The sequence below is a fragment of the Nocardia sp. NPDC003979 genome, assembly GCF_053605015.1.
Genome location: NZ_JBSGIJ010000001.1, coordinates 138179 through 156042, shown reverse-complemented (window position 1 = coordinate 156042; position 17864 = coordinate 138179). Strand labels below are relative to the sequence as shown.

Sequence of the window (17864 nt, the reverse complement as noted above, 5' to 3'; positions counted from 1 at the left end):
GTTATGCACTCGATACAACAGTAGTAATCGTTACAACAGCGCGGTCACATCATGCCGCATCAGCCACAGCCGCCTCACCGCGCCCCGGTCGCCCGGTCGCCCGCGTCGAGCAGTTCCGCCAGCCGCGGCCCGATCTCGGCGAGTGCCTGCGGTGAGGTCATCTGATCGTGCACCACCGCGACCGGCCGATCGCGGATTTCGCCGTCGACATACCGGGCCCAGTTCGCGGCCGCCTTCTCGTGTCCGAGGGCGCTGAAATACTCCAGCCTGCCCCGGAATACGGCGGGCCGGTGCTCGGCGATCAGTTCCGCCGAACGCACCGCACTGCGATAGATGCGGCGCACCCGCTCGGGGGTGAGCACGGCCATGTTGGCCGGGATGATCGCGTGCAGGGCGGCCAGCGCCTCGTCGCTGAGTTCACGCACCCCGTTGGTCGCCACGGCGGCGCTCAGGTCGACCCCGAGTTCGGCCAGCGCGTCGCGCACGGCGGTGTGGAAATCGGGGACGTCGATGTCGGGGTGCGAGTCGAGCATGGCGAGCAGGCTCACCTGCTCGCCGTCGGCCTGCAGTTCGGTGGCGACGGCGTGGGCGAGCACACCGCCGAGCGACCAGCCCATCAGCCGGTAGGGCCCCTGTGGCTGGACGGCTTTGATCTCGATGACATAGCGGCGGGCCATGGCGGCGAGGGTGCCCGGCAGATACCCGGACTCGCTGAGCGCGGGTGACTGCAGGCCGAAGATCGGCCTGCGCGCTGGAATGTATTGAGCCAACCCGGCATAGCACCAGGCCAGCCCGTACATCGGGTGCACGCAGAACAGCGGTCCACCCGCCTCGGTGCCGTGCGGCACGCGGTTGCGGATGGGCAGGAGCACGCCGAGGGCGTCGTCGGATTCGAGGTCGTAGTCGCCGGCGCCCGCCTGGGTGGCGTCGATGCGTTCGGCGAGCGCGGCCACGGTGGCGTCGCTGAAGAACCACTGCACACGCACGTCGGCGCCGACGCGGGTGCGCAGCCTGCTGATGGCCTTGGTCGCGACGAGCGAGTTGCCGCCGAGCTCGAAGAAGTCGTCGTCGAGGCCGACCTTGCCCGCGCCGAGCACCTCGGCGAAGACCTCGGCGACCGCGCGCTGGACCGGGGTGGTCGGCGGCCGGTAGGGCCGGGTGGTCGCCGCCGGCACGGGCAGGGCTTTGCGGTCGAGCTTGCCGCTGGCATTGAGCGGCAGCGCGGCGAGCACGACCAGCGTGGCCGGGACCATGTACGACGGGAGCGCGGTGCGGGCATAGGACAGCACTTCGGCTTCGTCCAAACCACTTGTACTCGTGCCGCTTTCGATGGAGTAGCCCGCCGCCGGGGTGGCGGTTCCCGGCTGCTCGGCGCGCGTTTCGGCGGGGACGACATAGCCGACGAGGCGGTCACCGGTCGGGCCGTGGACCAGGGCGACGGCGGCGTGCCGCACCGCCGGATGCCCGCGCAGGACCGCTTCGACTTCACCGAGCTCGATCCGCTGACCCCGGAGTTTCACCTGGAAGTCGCTGCGCCCCAGGTATTCCAGTGCGCCGTCGGCGTCGAGCCGAACCACGTCGCCGGTGCGGTAGAGCCTGCCGCCACCCGGGTGGGCGACGAACCGTTCGGCGGTGAGCGCGGGCGCGGCGAGATACCCACGCGCCAGCTGGACGCCTTCGAGGTACAGCTCGCCCGCGCTGCCGGGCGGGACCGGTCGCAGGTGCCGGTCGAGCACGTGGACGCGAGTGTTGGCGACCGGTTCGCCGATCGGAATGTGCTCCCCCGCAGTCACTTCGGTCGCCGTGACGACGGTGGCCTCGGCCGGGCCGTACCAGTTGACGAGGTCGGCTCCGGGGAGCACCTCGGCGAACCGGCGCGCGGTCGCTGCCTGCAGTGCCTCACCGGCGGCGAACACCCGTCGCAGCGAGGGCAGTTGGCCCGCCCGGCGGTCGGTCAGGAAGGCGTCGAGCATGGACGGCACGAAGTGCACGGTGGTGACGGAATGTTCGGTGATGACCTCGGCGAGGTAGTCGGGGTCGCGGTGACCGTCGGGCCGGGCGATGACCACCGCCGCACCGGTCTGCAACGGCCACAGCAGTTCCCAGGTGGAGATGTCGAAGGTGACCGGTGTCTTGTGCAGCACCACATCGCCGGGGCTGTGCAGGTAGTCGCGTTGCGCCCAGCGGAACTGGGCGACGAGCTGACGGTGGGTCAGCATGACGCCCTTGGGTTTTCCGGTGGAACCGGAAGTGTGGATCACGTAGGCGAGGTTGTCCGGTGCCGGTTCGGTCAGCGGGGCGGACGCGGGGGCAAGGGTGTCGATCTCGACGACCCTTGCGCTGCTGTGGAATCCGGTGCCCGTGGTCGTGAGCACACACAGCGGTGCCGCGGCGGCGAGCACGCGTTCGGTGCGTTCGGCCGGATGGTCCGGGTCGACCGGGACGTAGGCCGCCCCTGTGCGCAACACCGCGTAGATGCTGGTGACGAGGTCGATACCGCGACGCATGGCGACCGCGATCAGCACCTCAGGACCGGCCCCGAGCGCGCTCAGCGTGGCCGCCAGTTTCCGTGACCTGGCGTCGAATTGCTCGTAGGTGTAGCTGTTCTCGCCGTCGATCACGGCGACCGCGTCGGGTGTGCGGGCCACCTGGGCGTCGAACAGGGTCAGCAGCGTCGACTCGTCGAGCAGTTCCGGTGCGTCGGTGGCGTTGAGCGCGGTGAGGGTGCCGCGTTCGTCGGCAAGCAGCACGTCGAGTGCGCCGAGGCGGGACTGCGGGTCGGCCGTGAAGCGGGCCAGCAACAGTGAGAACCGTTGGGACAGCAGGTGTGCGGTGTAGGCGTCGAACACGTCGCGCAGGTACTTCACGGACACGCGCAGTTGTTCGCCTGCCACCACCTGCACGGTGAGCGGGTAGTGGGTGCCGTTGGTCGCGTCGAGACCGGTGATGGTGGCCGACCCACTGGCAGCCCGGTCGATCGCCGCCCGGTCGACGGGGAACGACTCGAACACGACGAGCGAATCGAACAGCGCGTCGACACCGACGATCTCCTGGATCTCACCGAGACCGAGGTAGTGGTAGTCGAACAGGGCGGCCTGCTCGTCCTGCAGGGTGCGCAGCAGCTCGGCGACGGTGCGCTCGGGCCGCACCCGCACCCGCACAGGGATGGCGTTGAGGAACAGCCCGACCATGCGTTCAACGCCGGGCAGCGCGCCGGGCCTGCCCGACACGGTCGCGCCGAACACCACGTCGTCGCGGTCGACGAGGCGGGCGATGAGCAGACCCCAGGCCGCCTGGACCACGGTGTTCACCGTGACGCCGAGGTCGGCGGCGAGCCGGGTCAGGGCCGCGGTATCGGCGGGTGTGAGCGCGAAGCCGGTTTCCCCGGTGCCCGAGGCGATTTCGCGGCCCTTCTCGACCGGGGCCAACGGGGTCGGTTCGGCCAGGCCGGTGAGCGCGCCACGCCAGGCCTGGCGGGCGGCGTCGAGATCCTGTTCGGTGAGCCAGGCCAGGTAGTCGCGGTAGGGCGCCGGCTTCGGCAGGCGACGGGTGCGCCCGACGGTGTAGGCGGCGAGCAGCTCCTGCAGCAGCAGCGGCATCGACCAGCCGTCGATGAGGATGTGGTGGCTGGTCACCACCAGGTGGGCGCGCTGGGGTGTGCGCACCAGGGTGAAACGCAGCTGCGGCGCGACCGCCATGTCGAAATGGGTTGCCAGGTCGGCACTTCGGATGCGCTCGTAGGTGGCTTCGTCGGCATCGATCACCTGCCACGGCACGTCGACGTCGTCGATGACCACCTGCAGCGGTGTGCCTGCCGGGTCGGTGGCGAAGGCGACGCGCAGGTTGTCGTGCCGGTCGAGCACGGTCTGGGCGGCGGTGTGCAGGCGTTCGGTGTCGACGGACGGGTCGAGGTCGAGGACGATCTGGGTGATGTAGGGGTCGACCGAGTTCTCGGCGAGCAGGGCGTGGAACAGCATTCCGGACTGCAGCGGTGTCACCGGCCAGATGTCGCTGAGCCGGGGGTAGCGGCGCACCAGGCGGTCGAGTTCGGTCTGGCCGAGGCGGACCAGGGCGAAGTCCGACGGGGTGAATCCGCCCGCGTCGGGGCGCAGGCCGTGTTCGGCGAGTCCGCCGAGGGCGCGGATCCAGTGCTCGGCGAAGTGCTTCACCGCGTCGGCGTCGAGGACCGTCGCGGCGTAGTCGAAGCGGGCGACCATGCCGTCGGCGGTGGCGTCGACGGTGAGCACGAGGACCAGATCGTCGACGGCCACGTCCGTGTGGACGCGGGCGGGTCGCAGGTCGCGCACCCGGAGCGCGAAGCGGCCGCGGTCGACGGTGCGCACGGTGTCGGCCGCGTCGGTGTCGAGGTAGCGCAGCAGTCCGAAGCCGGCGCCGCCGGCCGGGACCGTGCGGCACAGTTCCTTGATCTGGGACAGTGCGGTGCCCGCGGCGGGGCCGCCGACGAGCGCGTCGGCCGGGTCCACGCCGTCGAGGCGAAGCGCGAGCGGGAAGTCGGTGGTGAATCCGCCGACCACGTTCTCCGCGTCGTGCCGTCCGAGCACGCGCTGGTCGGCACGCAGCCGGACGACGCTGCCGATCGCGCGGACGGCCGCCGAATCGGCGGCGGTGTGCAGTGCGAGGGCGACGGCGGTGAGCAGCACCTCGTCGACCGTGGCGCGGTAGGCCTCGGCGACGGTGCCGACGGCGGCGGTGCCCTCGCCGGTGATGCTCAGCGATACCCGGCGGCGCTGGCGCAGGTCGCCCGAGTCGGCCGTCCTGGCGCGCACGGCGCGGTGCCAGTACTCGCGTTCGGCACGGGCGGCGGGCGAGGACGGGTAGTCGGCCAGGCGGCGGATCAGGTCGTCGAGACCCGCGTCGGGCGCCGAGGGTGCGGCGTGACGGCCCCGGCTCCAGGCGGTGGTGAGCTGGTCGACCACGGCGCGCCAGGAAACCTCGTCCAGCACGAGCGCATTGGCCACCACGACGAGGGTGGACGGGCCGTCGCCGGTGAGGATGAAGTGGATGTTGCGGCCCTCGTCCGGGTCGAGCGCGGCGGCCGCGGCGGCGACGATGTCGTCCACGGGCAGCGAGGCCTCGCCGTCCTCACCGGCCAGCCTGCGGAAGGCACCACCGGTGCGTTCCGCGGCCGGGGGGATGCGCAGCACCGGGTCGGATTCGGTGCGGTCGAGGACCGCCCACAGCATGGGGTGCTGGTTCATCACCGCGGCCGCGACGGCGGCGACGGCCTCGTCGGGGCAGTCGGCGGGCACGTCGAGCAGCAGGGCACGTGGTTCGACGGCCTGCTCCCCCGCTTCCAGGAGCTGGGCGGCGGTGGCGGTGAGCGGCAGGGCGCCGGTCCGGGTGGTCGCCTCGGCGGTGAGTTGCGCGCGCTCGGCGAGGGCGCCGACGGTGCGCGCGGCGAACAGGTCGCGCGGGCGCAGGGTGACGCCGGCGTCGGCGGCCCGCGACACCACCTGAATCGCGGTGATGCTGTCGCCGCCGAGGGCGAAGAAGTCGTCGTCCACACCGACCCGGTCGTGGCCGAGCACCTCACCGATCACGCGGGCGACGGCGCGTTCGGCCGAACTGCGCGGCGGCCGGAACTCGCGGCGGCTGAGCACCGGATCGGGCAGGGCGCGGCGGTCGAGTTTGCCGCTCGGGGTGAGCGGTAGTTCGTCGAGTACGACGACGGCGGCGGGCACCATGTAGTCCGGCAGCGTCTCGGCGGCGGTGGCGGTGAGTGCGCTCGGTTCCAGATCGGTGCCTTGCACATACGACACGAGCATGGTCGATCCGGCACCGTTGTCGCGGCCCATCGTGCTGACCCAGCTGACACCGGGTGCGGCGGCCAGCACGGCATCGATCTCGCCGAGTTCGATGCGCAGACCACGGATCTTCACCTGGAAGTCGTTGCGGCCCAGGTATTCCAGCACGTCGCCGCGGCGGCGGACGAGGTCGCCGGTGCGGTAGAGGCGGGCACCGGCCGGACCGTGCGGATCGGCGACGAAGCGGGCTGCGGTGAGGCCCGCGCGCTGATGGTAACCGCGGGCCAGCTGGATACCGCCCACGTAGAGCTCACCGGTGGTGCCTTCGGGCACCGGGTGCAGGCGCGGATCGAGGATCAGTGCGCGGACGCCACGGATCGGGCCACCCATGTTCACGTCGGTGCCCTGCAACGGTGCGCTGATCGTGGCAGCGATGGTGGCCTCGGTGGGGCCGTAGGCGTTGTGCAAGCGGCGTTGCGGCGGCGTGCCCCAGCGAGCAGCGAGGTCCTCGGCCAGGTGCTCGCCGCCGACGATCAGGACGCGCAGATCGGGTAGCCCCTCGGGCTCGAGGGTGGCGAGCACGGTCGGGGTGAGGAAGGCATGGCTCACTCCTTCCGTGCGGATCAGTTCGGCCAAGTCGGTGCCGCCGACACTGTCGGCCGGGGCGACGACGAGCGTGCCCGCGCCGCCGAGGGCGAGCAGCAGTTCCAGCATGGACGCGTCGAACGACGGCGAGGCGAATGCCAGTGCGCGCGTGGACTTGTCGAGCCGGTAGCGCTCGACCTGTTCGGCACAGAAGTTGGCGACACCGGCATGGGTGACCACGACGCCCTTGGGCAGACCGGTCGACCCGGAGGTGTAGATCATGTACGCCGCGCCGCCCGGGCGCGCGGTGCCGAGGAGCTCGATCTCGCGCAGCCCGACACCGGGATTGGCCGCGACCTCGGCGGTGAACGCGCGGTCGTCGAGCGCCACCCAGCCACCGGCGGCGGGCAACGCGGGCAGGTCGGCAAGTTCGGCGGCCAGGGTGACGCCGAGGGTCGCACCCGAATCGGCGACCATGTGCGCGATCCGGTCGAGGGGGTAGCCGGGGTCGATCGGCACGATCACCGCGCCGGTGCGGGCGATGGCCCACAGCGCGAGCACGGATTCCACCGATCGCCGGATGGCGACGGCCACCGGCACTTCCGGGCCCGCGCCACGGGCGATGAGCGCACGGGCCAACTGGTTGGCGGCCGCGTCGAGGTCGGTGTAGGTGAAGCCGCGTCCTCCGCCGCGCAGGGCGATTCCCGACGGGTTGGCGCGGACCGCGTCGCCCATGAGCTGGGCGAGGGTGCGCGCGGGCGCGGCGGGTGGGCCCGCGAAGGTCGTCTGCGCGGCGAGTTCCCGCTCGTCGAGCAGGTCGATATCGCCGACGGGCGCGGTGGGGTCCGCGGCGACGGCGGCCAGCAGGCGGGTGAAACGGGCACCGAGAGTACGCACCGTCGATTCGTCGAACAGGTCGGTGGCGTAGGTGAATTCGGCGTACATGCCGCCGGTGCGCTGCTGTTCGCGCACGGTGAGCAGCAGGTCGAACTTGGCGTCGGCGGTGCGGGCGTCGAGGGCGTGCACGGCGAGACCGGGCAGTTCCACGGTCACCGGCGCCAGGTTCTCGAACGACAATGCCACCTGGAACAGGGGGTGTCTGCTGGTCGAGCGCGCCGGTTGGACCGCGTCGACGACCCGCTCGAACGGGACGTCGGCGTGGGCGAAGGCACGCAGGTCGGTGTCGCGGGTGGCGGCCAGCAGCGCGGTGAACGGTTCGTCGCCCGCGATGCGGCTGCGCAGCACGAGGGTGTTGACGAACATGCCGACGAGGTCGTCGAGTTCGCGCGCGCCGCGACCGGCGATCGGGGTGCCGATGGCGACATCGTCGGTGTCGGACAGGCGGGCCAGGAGGGTGGCGAGCGCGGCCTGCACCACCATGAACAGGGTGACGCCTTCCCGCCGTGCCAGTGCGGCGAGTCCGGCGTGCAGGTCGGCGTCGATGTCGAAACCTGTTGTGGCACCGGCGAAGGACTGCACCGCTGGGCGTGGCCGGTCGGTCGGCAGGTCGATCTCGTCGGGGAGGTCGGCGAGTTCGGTGGTCCAGTAGACGAGCTGGTTCGCGGCGATCGATGACGGGTCCGTCTCGTCGCCGAGCGTATCGCGTTGCCACACCGCGTAATCGGCGTACTGGAGGGGCAGCGGAGTCCACGCGGGCGCGGCACCCGAGGTGCGCGCGGTGTAGGCGAGCACCAGGTCCCTGGTGAGTGGGCCCATCGAGAAGCCGTCGGCGGCGATGTGATGCGCGACGAACACCAGCACGTGTTCGTCGGCACTCAGCCGGAGCAGACGCAACCGGACCGGTGGCGCGGCGGTGACATCGAACCCGGTCGAGGCGGTGCATCGCACTTCGGCGAGGACGTCGTCGGCGGTGACCGGAACAGGCGTGAGGTCGAGGTCGACCGCCCCCGGAGCCAGCACCTCCTGCACGGGCCGGTCCCAGCCTTCCCGTTCGGTGCCGTGCTCGGCCGTGGTGCCCGCCGACGCACCGGTCGCCGGTTGCCCAGCCGTCCCCGTGTCACGGTGCGCTGTGGTGGCATCCACCGACGCACCGGTCACAGGTTGCCCGGCGGCGGTTCCCCTGGTGAGCGCCGCAGGCTGCCGGACCCGATCGTGCGGGGTCGCCGGGTAGCGGGTGCGCAGGACTTCGTGGCGGGTGAACAGGTCGCGGACGGCGGCCTCTAGGGCGGGCAGGTCGAGGGTGCCGGTGAGGCGGATGGCGGCGGGGATGTTGTAGACGGTCGCGTCGGGGTCGAGCTGGTTGAGCAGCCACATGCGCTGCTGGGCCAGCGACAGCGGCACCTCGGCCGGGCGCGGTCCCGCGACCGGGCGCGGGGTCGACAATTCGTCGGCCCGGTGCACCCGCAGCGCGAGTTCGGTGACCGTCGGGGCCTCGAACAGCAGTCGCACGCCCACCGCGCGGTTCAACGCCTCGGCGATGCGGGCGGCCGCACGGGTCGCGAGCAGGGAGTTGCCGCCGAGGGCGAAGAAGTCGTCGTCGGCACCGACGTCGTCCACCCCGAGGATGTCGGCGTAGACCCCGGCGATCAGCTGCTCCGTAGGCGTCGTCGGCGCCCGGAAAGCGGCGGATTCGAAGACCGGTGCGGGCAGCGCAGCGCGGTCCAGCTTGCCGTTGACGGTGCGCGGCAGCGCATCGAGCACCACGAATGCCTCGGGCACCAGGTACGCGGGAAGTTTCTCCCGCATCGCTGACTTGACCTGCGCCACATCGAGTTCCGGGCGAATGACCGGCGCGGATGCCGCGACCGAGTTCTCGGCAGCGGCAGCACCCAAATGCGCGGGGCGGCCGACGGCCGATTCAGAGCGGGTGCCGCCGACAGCCGCGTGCGTGCTCGCGCCTGGAGCGGTGCCGCCGGACGCCCCGGTGATGTCTCCACCTTCGGCCACGCGGGAGTCCGTCGGCACCACGTATGCGACGAGGCGGTCGCCGTAGTGGGCGTCGGTGCGTGCCAGGACGGCGGCTTGGGCGATCTGAGGGAGAGCGAGGAGCGAGGCCTCGACCTCGCCTGGCTCCACCCGGAAGCCACGGACCTTCACCTGGAAGTCGGTGCGGCCCAGGTAGACCAGTTCGCCACGGGTCTCGCTGCCTGCGGGCGTGCGGATGACCAGGTCGCCGGTGCGGTACATCCGAGCACCCGGCTGGAAGGGGTCGGCCAGGAAACGTTCGGCGGTGAGGGCCGGTTTGCGCAGGTAACCCCTGGCCAGCTGAACACCACCGAGGTACAGCTCGCCACGCACGCCGGGTGGGACGGGACGCAGGCGCTCGTCGAGCACGTAGACGCGACTGTTCCACTCGGGCGTGCCGATGGGGACGGTCTCGGTATCGGCGGAAGTCACCCGATGGTCGGTGATCGAGACGGCGGCCTCGGTGGGACCGTAGAGGTTGTCGATCCTGGTGTCCGGCAAGGTATTCAGCAGTCGCTGTGCCAGCGCGGCGGGCAGTGTTTCGCCGATCGCCAGGATGCGGCGCAGGGGTGGCGCGGTCGCCTCCCAGTAGCCGACGAGGGTGTCGAGCAGCGACGGTACCGCCGTGAGTGTGGTGATATCCGCGTCGGCGATGAGCGCGTCCAGGTAGGCCGGATCGCGGTGCCCGTCGGGTGCGGCGATCACCAGGCGGCCACCGCAGACGGCCGCCGACCAGAACTCCCACACCGAGAGGTCGAAAGTGGCGGGCGTCTTCAGCAGGAACGCGTCGGCCGCGGTCGTCTCGAATTCGGCACGAAGCCAATGCAATTGGTTGACCACCGCCGCATGCGGGACCGCGACACCCTTGGGTCGTCCGGTGGATCCGGAGGTGAAGATGACGTAGGCCGTGTTCTCCGGACGCAGCGGCGCCCGACGATCCGCATCGGTCACCGGGGCCGGATCGGCGGACTGCACCGCCGGATGGTCCACCCGGACCACGGGCGCCGCGTCGGTGTGGAAACCGTTGGAGAGCACGCAGATCGGGGCCGCGGTGTGCAGGATGTAGTCGGTGCGGTCGGCGGGTTGATCCGGGTCGATCGGCACGTAGGCGCCGCCGGAACGAGCCACCGCGTACATGGCGACCACCAGGTCCACCGAACGCGGCAGGGCGAGCGCGACCAGCGACTCCGGGCCGACACCGAGCGAGATGAGGTGGCGGGCAAGGCGATTCGCGCGCGCCTCGAACTCGGCATAGGTCAGTTCGAGACGACCCTCCGGCAGGTCCGCGACGAGGGCGATCGCTTCGGGCCGCGCCGCGGCGGGAAGGTCGGCGAGGGTGCCGGTCGGCATCGCGAGATCGGCGGCACCGCTGACGATTTCGCTCGACCGCTCGACTACCGTGCGCAGGTCGACATCGCCGACCACCCGGGCCGGTTCCCGCACGATCGCGTCGAGCAGCAGGTTCAGCCGCTCGGCGAACCCGGCCACGGTGGCGGCGTCGAACAGGTCGGTGGCGTAGGTGAAGAACCCTTCGATGCCGGTGGGGCTGCCGTCCTCGGCGTACCCGTCACCGACGATCAGGTGCAGGTCGAATTGCGAGACCGCGAGGTCCGCGGGCACCGGGGCGATCCGCAGACCAGGCAGTTCGAGGGTGGCGTGGTCCACGTTCTGGAAGGACAGGCCGACCTGGAACAGCGGGTGACGTGCCGTGGAACGCGGCGGGTCGAGGACCTCCACGAGCCGTTCGAAGGGCACGTCGGCGGCGGCGAAGGCGGCCAGATCGCGGGAGCGCTGGTCGGCGAGCAGATCGGTGAAGACCGCGCTCCCGTCGTAGCGGGTGCGCAGGACGACGGTGTTGACGAACATGCCGATCAGATCGTCGAGTTCGCGTTCGCCGCGTCCGGCGACGGGTGTCCCGACCGCCACGTCGGCGGTACCGGCCAGCCGCGCGAGCAGCACGGCGAAGGCGGTGTGCAGCACCATGAAGACCGTCGATCCGGTCTGCTGCGCGATCCGCGCGAGCCCGGCGTGGGTGTCGGCGTCGATCCGCACCGGCACCCGGTCACCCGCGAGCGAGGCGACGGCGGGGCGCGGGTGATCGGCGGGCAGTTCCAGCAGGTCCGGCAGCCCGGACAGTTCCGCCTGCCAGAAGGCAACCTGTTGTGCGGCAAGGGATTCCGGGTCGCTCTCCGCGCCCAACCGGTCCACCTGCCACAGCGCGTAGTCGGCGTACTGCACCGGCAGACTCGCCCAGTCGGGCGCGTGCCCGGCCGCCCGTGCGAGATAGGCGATAGTCATATCCCGCACCAGTGGCGCCATCGACGAGGCGTCGGCCGCGATGTGGTGCACCACCACCGCGAGCACGTATTCCGTCGGCGCGTCCGGATCGGCACCGGTCACCTCGAACAACCGCACCCGCAAGGGCACCTCGGTCGTCACGTCGAAGGCGGTCGAGGCCAGTGCGGTGATCTGTTCGACCAGCTCCGCGCCGGACCCGGACTCGGCGGCCCCCACACCGGCGGGCCGATCGTCCCCGAAACCGGAAACGCCGGAGGTCGGGTGATCCGCACCGGGGAACGGGGCGCCGTCCTCGCCGAGGTGCCCGTTCCCGCCCGGTAGCGAACGGCCACCCGAACGGAAGAAGGGCTGTCCAGCCGCGTCGGCGGCAGCGTTCACGACCGGGAGCTTGGTGGTGGCGAAGGGGTCGGCGGGTTCACCGATGCGGTGGACCGTGATGCCGAGGTCGACCTCGTCGGCGGGCAGGATCCGCTGGATCGGGCCGTCGCCGGTGTCGGGGTAGACGGTGCGCAGGACTTCGTGGCGGGCCAGGACGTCGTGCAACGCCGTGGTGAGGGCGTCGACGTCCAGGTTGCCGGTGAGGCGCAGCGCGAAGGGGAGGTTGTAGGCGGCGGTGCCGTCGCCGGCGGCGCCCTGGTCGAAGCGGTTGAGGAACCACATGCGGCGCTGAGCCGGTGACAGTGGGAGTTCGGCCGGGCGGTCCAGGCTGCCGAGGGTGGAGGCGGTGTCCACCGTCGCGTCGACGGCGGCCGGGTCGAGGGTGGCGGCCAGCGCCGCGACCGTCGGGTGCTCGAACAGGGTGCGCACGGGGATGCGGCTGCCGGTGGCGCCGCCGAGGCGGGCGACCAGCCGGGTTGCGACAAGGGAGTTTCCGCCGAGGGCGAAGAAATCGTCGGCGGCGCCGATATCCTTGCGCCCCAGCACTTCACCGTAGAGCGCGGCGATCAGCTTCTCGGCCGCGGTCGCCGGGGCGCGGAAGGCGCGCGTGGTGAAATGCGGTGCGGGCAGTGCTTTGCGGTCGAGTTTGCCGCTCGGGTTGAGTGGCAATTCGTCGAGCACCGTTACGGCGGCCGGAACCATATACGCCGGAAGGGTTTTGGAGATCGAGGCCAGCAGGCGATCAGGGTCGGCGGCGCGGCCGGGCGCCGGAACCACATAGGCCACCAGCTGATCACCCAGTTCCGTCGCGGCGACCATCGCCACCGCCTGGCTCACGGATTCGCTTGCCAGCAGGGCGGTTTCGATCTCACCGAGTTCGATGCGCTGGCCACGGAACTTCACCTGGAAGTCGATGCGTCCCAGGTAGTCGAGCCGCTGGGGCTCGCCCGCGGTCGGCCTGCGCCACACCACCAGGTCACCGGTGCGGTACATGCGGGCGCCGGTGACCGAACCACCGAAATCGGCGGCGAACGGGTCGGCGACGAACCGGTCGGCGGTGAGACCGGGCCGCGCGACATACCCGCGCGCGAGCTGATCGCCCGCGAGATAGAGCTCACCCGCGACGCCCGGCGGCACCGGCCGCAGCCGCTCGTCGAGCACGTACACGCGAGTGTTCCACTGCGGCAGGCCGATCGGCACCGACCGCTCCCCCGCCCTGGCGGGCCAGTAGGTCACCGAGACAGCCGCCTCGGTCGGCCCGTACAGATTGTGCAGCCGCGCCGAACACACCTCGGCCATGGCATCGACGGTTTCCGGCGGCAACGCCTCACCGATCACGAACACGTCGCGCAATGTCGACAGGCTGGCAGGCTGGGCATCGACGGGGCCGGGTAGCGGGTTGGCCGACGTCCGCGAGGCCCGCAGCGACCACGCGGGCGGCTCGTCCTCCTGAGCGGGCGCGGTTGCCAGCGCCGAACGCAACAGCCGCTCACGGGTGACACGATCCCCGACGGATCCCGACGGGGCCGCCGAGGCCGGACCACCGAGACCGTGCGCCTGTCGTGGACCCGAACCGGACTGCGTCGAGCCACCGAGCCCGGGCGAGGCCTCACCGGCATCCCCCGTCGCCCCGCGTGCCGGACCACCTTGGAGCCCTGCGGAATTCCCGGGTACGCGCTGCGGCAGCCCACCCGGCGTACGTCGCGGCTGTGCCGAGTCGCCGGATCCGGCCGAGGCTTGGGCGGCGTCGACGACCACACCGGAAGCGCCTTCACGACGTGCCGACGCACTCGCCACGGATTCGATTTCCGGCCGACCGGCACGGGCCTGTGCCGCGAAGACCGTGAGCATCGACGGGACGAAGTCGGTGACGGTGACGCGGTGGGTGTCGATGAGATCGATGAGGTACGCCGGATCGCGGTGGCCGTCGGGGGTCGCCAGCAGCAGAGTGGCCCCCACGCGCAAGGGGAGGAAGTAACCCCAGAGGGACACGTCGAAGGTGGTCGCGGTCTTCTGGAGGTAGACGTCGCCCAGGACCAGGGGGTATTTCGCCAGCATCCACACCAGCTGGTTGTGGATGGCGGCATGCGAGATCAGCACGCCCTTGGGTTTGCCGGTGGAACCGGAGGTGAAGATGACGTAGGCGGGGTGCTCAGGGTGCAGTGGGGCGAGGAGTTCCTCGGGGCGCACCGGTTCGACGGACACACCTGTGGTGTCGAGTTCGTCGACCAGCACCACGTCGATCCCCGTGGGGAGGGCGGTGGCGTCGGCGCGGGTGCTCAGCACGCAGGCGGGACGGGCGGTGTCGAGGATGTAGGCGATGCGGTCGGCCGGATGGTCGGGGTCGAGCGGCACGTAGGCGCCACCGGCGGTGAGCACCGCGTACATCCCGATCACCAGTTCCGGCGAGCGCCGGACAGCCAGTCCGACAAGGCTTTCCGGGCCGACACCCGCGCCGATCAGCACGCGGGCCAGTGCGTTGACCCGCTCGTCGAACTGCCGATAGGTGAGCGCGACACCCTCGTACACCAGCGCCGTCGCCGACGGATGGGCCTGCACCGCACGGCGATAGGCATCGAGTACGAGCTCCGGCGCCACCGGGTGGGTGGTGTCGTTCCAGGCGACGATGCTCTGGTGGCGTTCGTCGTCGGTGAGCAGGTCGACTTCGGCCACACTCAGCGACGGCTCGGCGGTCACCGCCGAGAGCAGGCGGGTGAAGCGTCCGGCCAGGTTCTCGATGGACTCCGCGTCGAACAGATCTGTGGCGTAGGTGAACAGCGCCGCCATCGGTTCGGCCGGATCGGTGCCGGGCACGACGGTCAGTTGCAGATCGAAACGCGCCACCGCCCCACCGAATTCGACCGGCGCCACTTCCATGCCGGGCAGCCGCAGCGTCGGCAGGTCGAGGTTCTGGAAGAACAACGCCACCTGGAACAGCGGATGATGCGCCTGCGAGCGCACCGGGTCGAGCAGTTCGACGAGCCGTTCGAAGGGCAGGTCGGCGTGGGCGAAGGCGGCCAGGTCGGCGCGTTTGGTCGCCCGCAGCAGCTCGAGGAAGCTCGCCCGCTGGTCCACCTGGGTGCGCAGGACCAGGGTGTTGACGAACATGCCGATCAGGTCGTCGAGTTCGCGGGCACCGCGCCCGGCCACCGGGGTGCCGATGGCGATGTCGTCGGTGTGGGCCACCCGGCTCAGCAGCACCGCGAGCGCGGCGTGCACGACCATGAACTCCGAGGTGCCGGTGCGTTGGGCCAGGTCGGCGAGCGCGGTGTGCACGGCGGCGGGGATCTGGAAGCCGAATTCCGCACCGCGACCGGTGAATACGGGTGGTCGCGGGCGGTCGGTCGGCAGGTCGAGGCGGTCGGGCAGGGCGGCGAGCGTGTCGCGCCAGAAGGCGATCTGGGCGGCGGCTAGCGAGTCGGGATCGTCCTCGGCGCCGAGCAGTTCGCGATGCCACAGCGTGTAGTCGGCGTACTGCACCGGCAGGGGCGCCCAGCTGGGCCGGGACCGGTTGCGCCGAGCCAGGTAGGCGCCGAGCAGGTCGCGCAGGAGCGGGGTGATGGAGGCACCGTCGGCGGTGATGTGGTGCAGGGCGATCGCGACCACATGATCGCGCGGGCCGAGCTCGGCCAGCGCCACCCGCAGCGGAACCCCGGCCGCCACATCGAAGCCCTTGGCGGCGAATTCGGCCAGCCAGAGCGGCAATTCGTCCTCGGACAGGCTGTCTACGAGCACCTCGGGCACCGCGTCGGCGGCGGGCAGGATCACCTGGTGCCCGACACCTTCGGCCACACCGTCGCCGTCGACGGTTTCACCGGCGGTGAGCACCGGGTACCAGGTGCGCAGGGATTCGTGCCTGCCGACCAGATCCGACAACGCCGCGTACAGCGCGTGCGCGTCGAACGGCCCGGTCAGGCGCAGGGCGAACGGGATCGTCTCGGCCGTGGAGTTCGGGTCGAACTGGTTGAGGAACCACATCCGCCGCTGCGCGGGCGAGAGCGGGATCAGCGCGGGACGGCCGCGCCGGGTCAACGGCGCGTGCCCACCGGCGCCCTTCAGCGGCTCGAGCAGCGCGGCGAGCCCGGCGACAGTGGGACTTTCGAAGACATGCCCGGCCGGAACACGGGTCGACAGCTCGGCGCCGAGCCGAGCCGCGACCCGGGTGGCGAGCAGGGAGTTACCGCCGAGGGCGAAGAAGTCGTCGTCGGCGCCGATCAGGTCGGCCGGGTGCAGCAGGTCGGTGAAGACGGCGGCGACCAGCTCCTCCATCGCCCCGGACGGCCTGCGGAATTCGGCGGCGCGCAGGGTCGGCGCGGGCAGTGCGGCCCGGTCGAGCTTGCCCACGGGGGTGAGCGGGATGGTGTCGAGCACCGTCAGCGCGGTCGGCACCATGTGGGCGGGCAGACCGGCCTTGGCGTGGGCGAGCACATCGTCGAGATCGATCGAGGCGCCCGGCGCGGCATGCACGTAGGCAGCGAGAATCGTTGTGCCGTTGTCGAGTTCGTGGCCGATGGTCACCGCGAAGTCGACGGACTCGTGCGCGGTGAGCACGGTGTCGATCTCGCCGAGCTCGATGCGGAACCCGCGCACCTTCACCTGGAAGTCGTTGCGTCCCACGAATTCGATGGCGCCGTCGGGCCGTCTGCGCACCAGGTCGCCGGTGCGGTACATGCGTCCGCCCGCCGGGTCGAAGGGATCGGTGACGAATCTGGACGCGGTGAGTGCGGGCCTGCGGTGGTAGCCGCGCGCCAGCCCGTTACCCGCGATGTACAGTTCGCCGATCATGCCGTCGGGCACGCGCACGAGGCGTTCGTCGAGCACGTACTCGGTGACCCCGCGCAGCGGGGCACCGATGTTCACCGTGTCGCCGATCTCCAGCGGCGCACTGATATTGGTGACGATGGTGGTTTCGGTCGGCCCGTAGCAATCGTGGAAACGCCGGGTGCCGGTCGCCCAGCGGCGGATCAGATCCGGCGGGCACGCCTCACCACCGGTGGTGACCACGGCCAGTTCGTCCAGCCCGGTGGGATCGAGCGAGGCGAGGGCGGCGGTGGTGATGAACATGTGCGTCACCGACTCGCGGCGCAGCACCTCGGCCAGCTCGGCACCGCCGAGGATGCCCGCGGGCGCGATCACCATGGTCGCCCCCGCACCGACGGCCATCAGCAGTTCCAGCACGGCGGCGTCGAACGACGGCGACGCGAAATGCAGAGTGCGCGAATCGGGTTCGATGCCGTAGTGGGCGCGTTGCTCGGCGCAGTACCCGGCGAGACCGGCGTGGGTCACCACGACGCCCTTGGGCAGACCGGTCGAGCCGGAGGTGTACACCACGTAGGCGGGATGCTGTAGCCGCAGCGGGCGCACCCGGTCGGCGAAGGTCACGGGGTCGCCGGGGTGTTCCTCGGCGGCGCGGCGCACCGAGGGATCGTCCAGGCACAACCAGTCGACGGTGGCGGGCAGGCGATCGACGGCCGCCGACATCGACAGCCCGACCACCGCGCCCGCGTCGGCGAGCATGTGCGACACCCGCGCCTGCGGGTAGTTCGGGTCGACGGGCAGGAAGGCCGCGCCGGCCTTGGTCACCGCCCACATGGCGAGCACCGACTCCGGTGAGCGGCCGATGCCGACGGCGACCACGTCCTCGGGACCGACTCCACGCTCGATCAGCAACCGGGCCAACCGGTTGGCGCGCTCGTCGAGTTCGCCGTAGGTCAGGCGAACCGGCGCCGACACACCGTCGGACCAGCTCAGCGCCACCCCACCCGGATTGGATTCCACCGCCACGGACAGCAGTTGCGGCAGCGTCTTGCCCCGCTGCCTGGCTCGGGTACCGGACGCCCGCGACGCCCTGGTCACGACAGCCCCATCCGATCGCCGGAGTCGACTCGCCGCTGCCCGGTCATGCACGCACCT

General features: G+C 71.2%; 1 protein-coding gene. It reads right to left on the bottom strand.

The features are described 5' to 3' along the window. Positions 1-74: 74 nt before the first annotated feature. Complete coding sequence (locus ACWEVR_RS00580) at positions 75-17807, bottom strand: amino acid adenylation domain-containing protein (protein ID WP_452465261.1); 17733 nt, start codon at positions 17805-17807, stop codon at positions 75-77. Between the last annotated feature and the right edge of the window lie 57 nt (positions 17808-17864).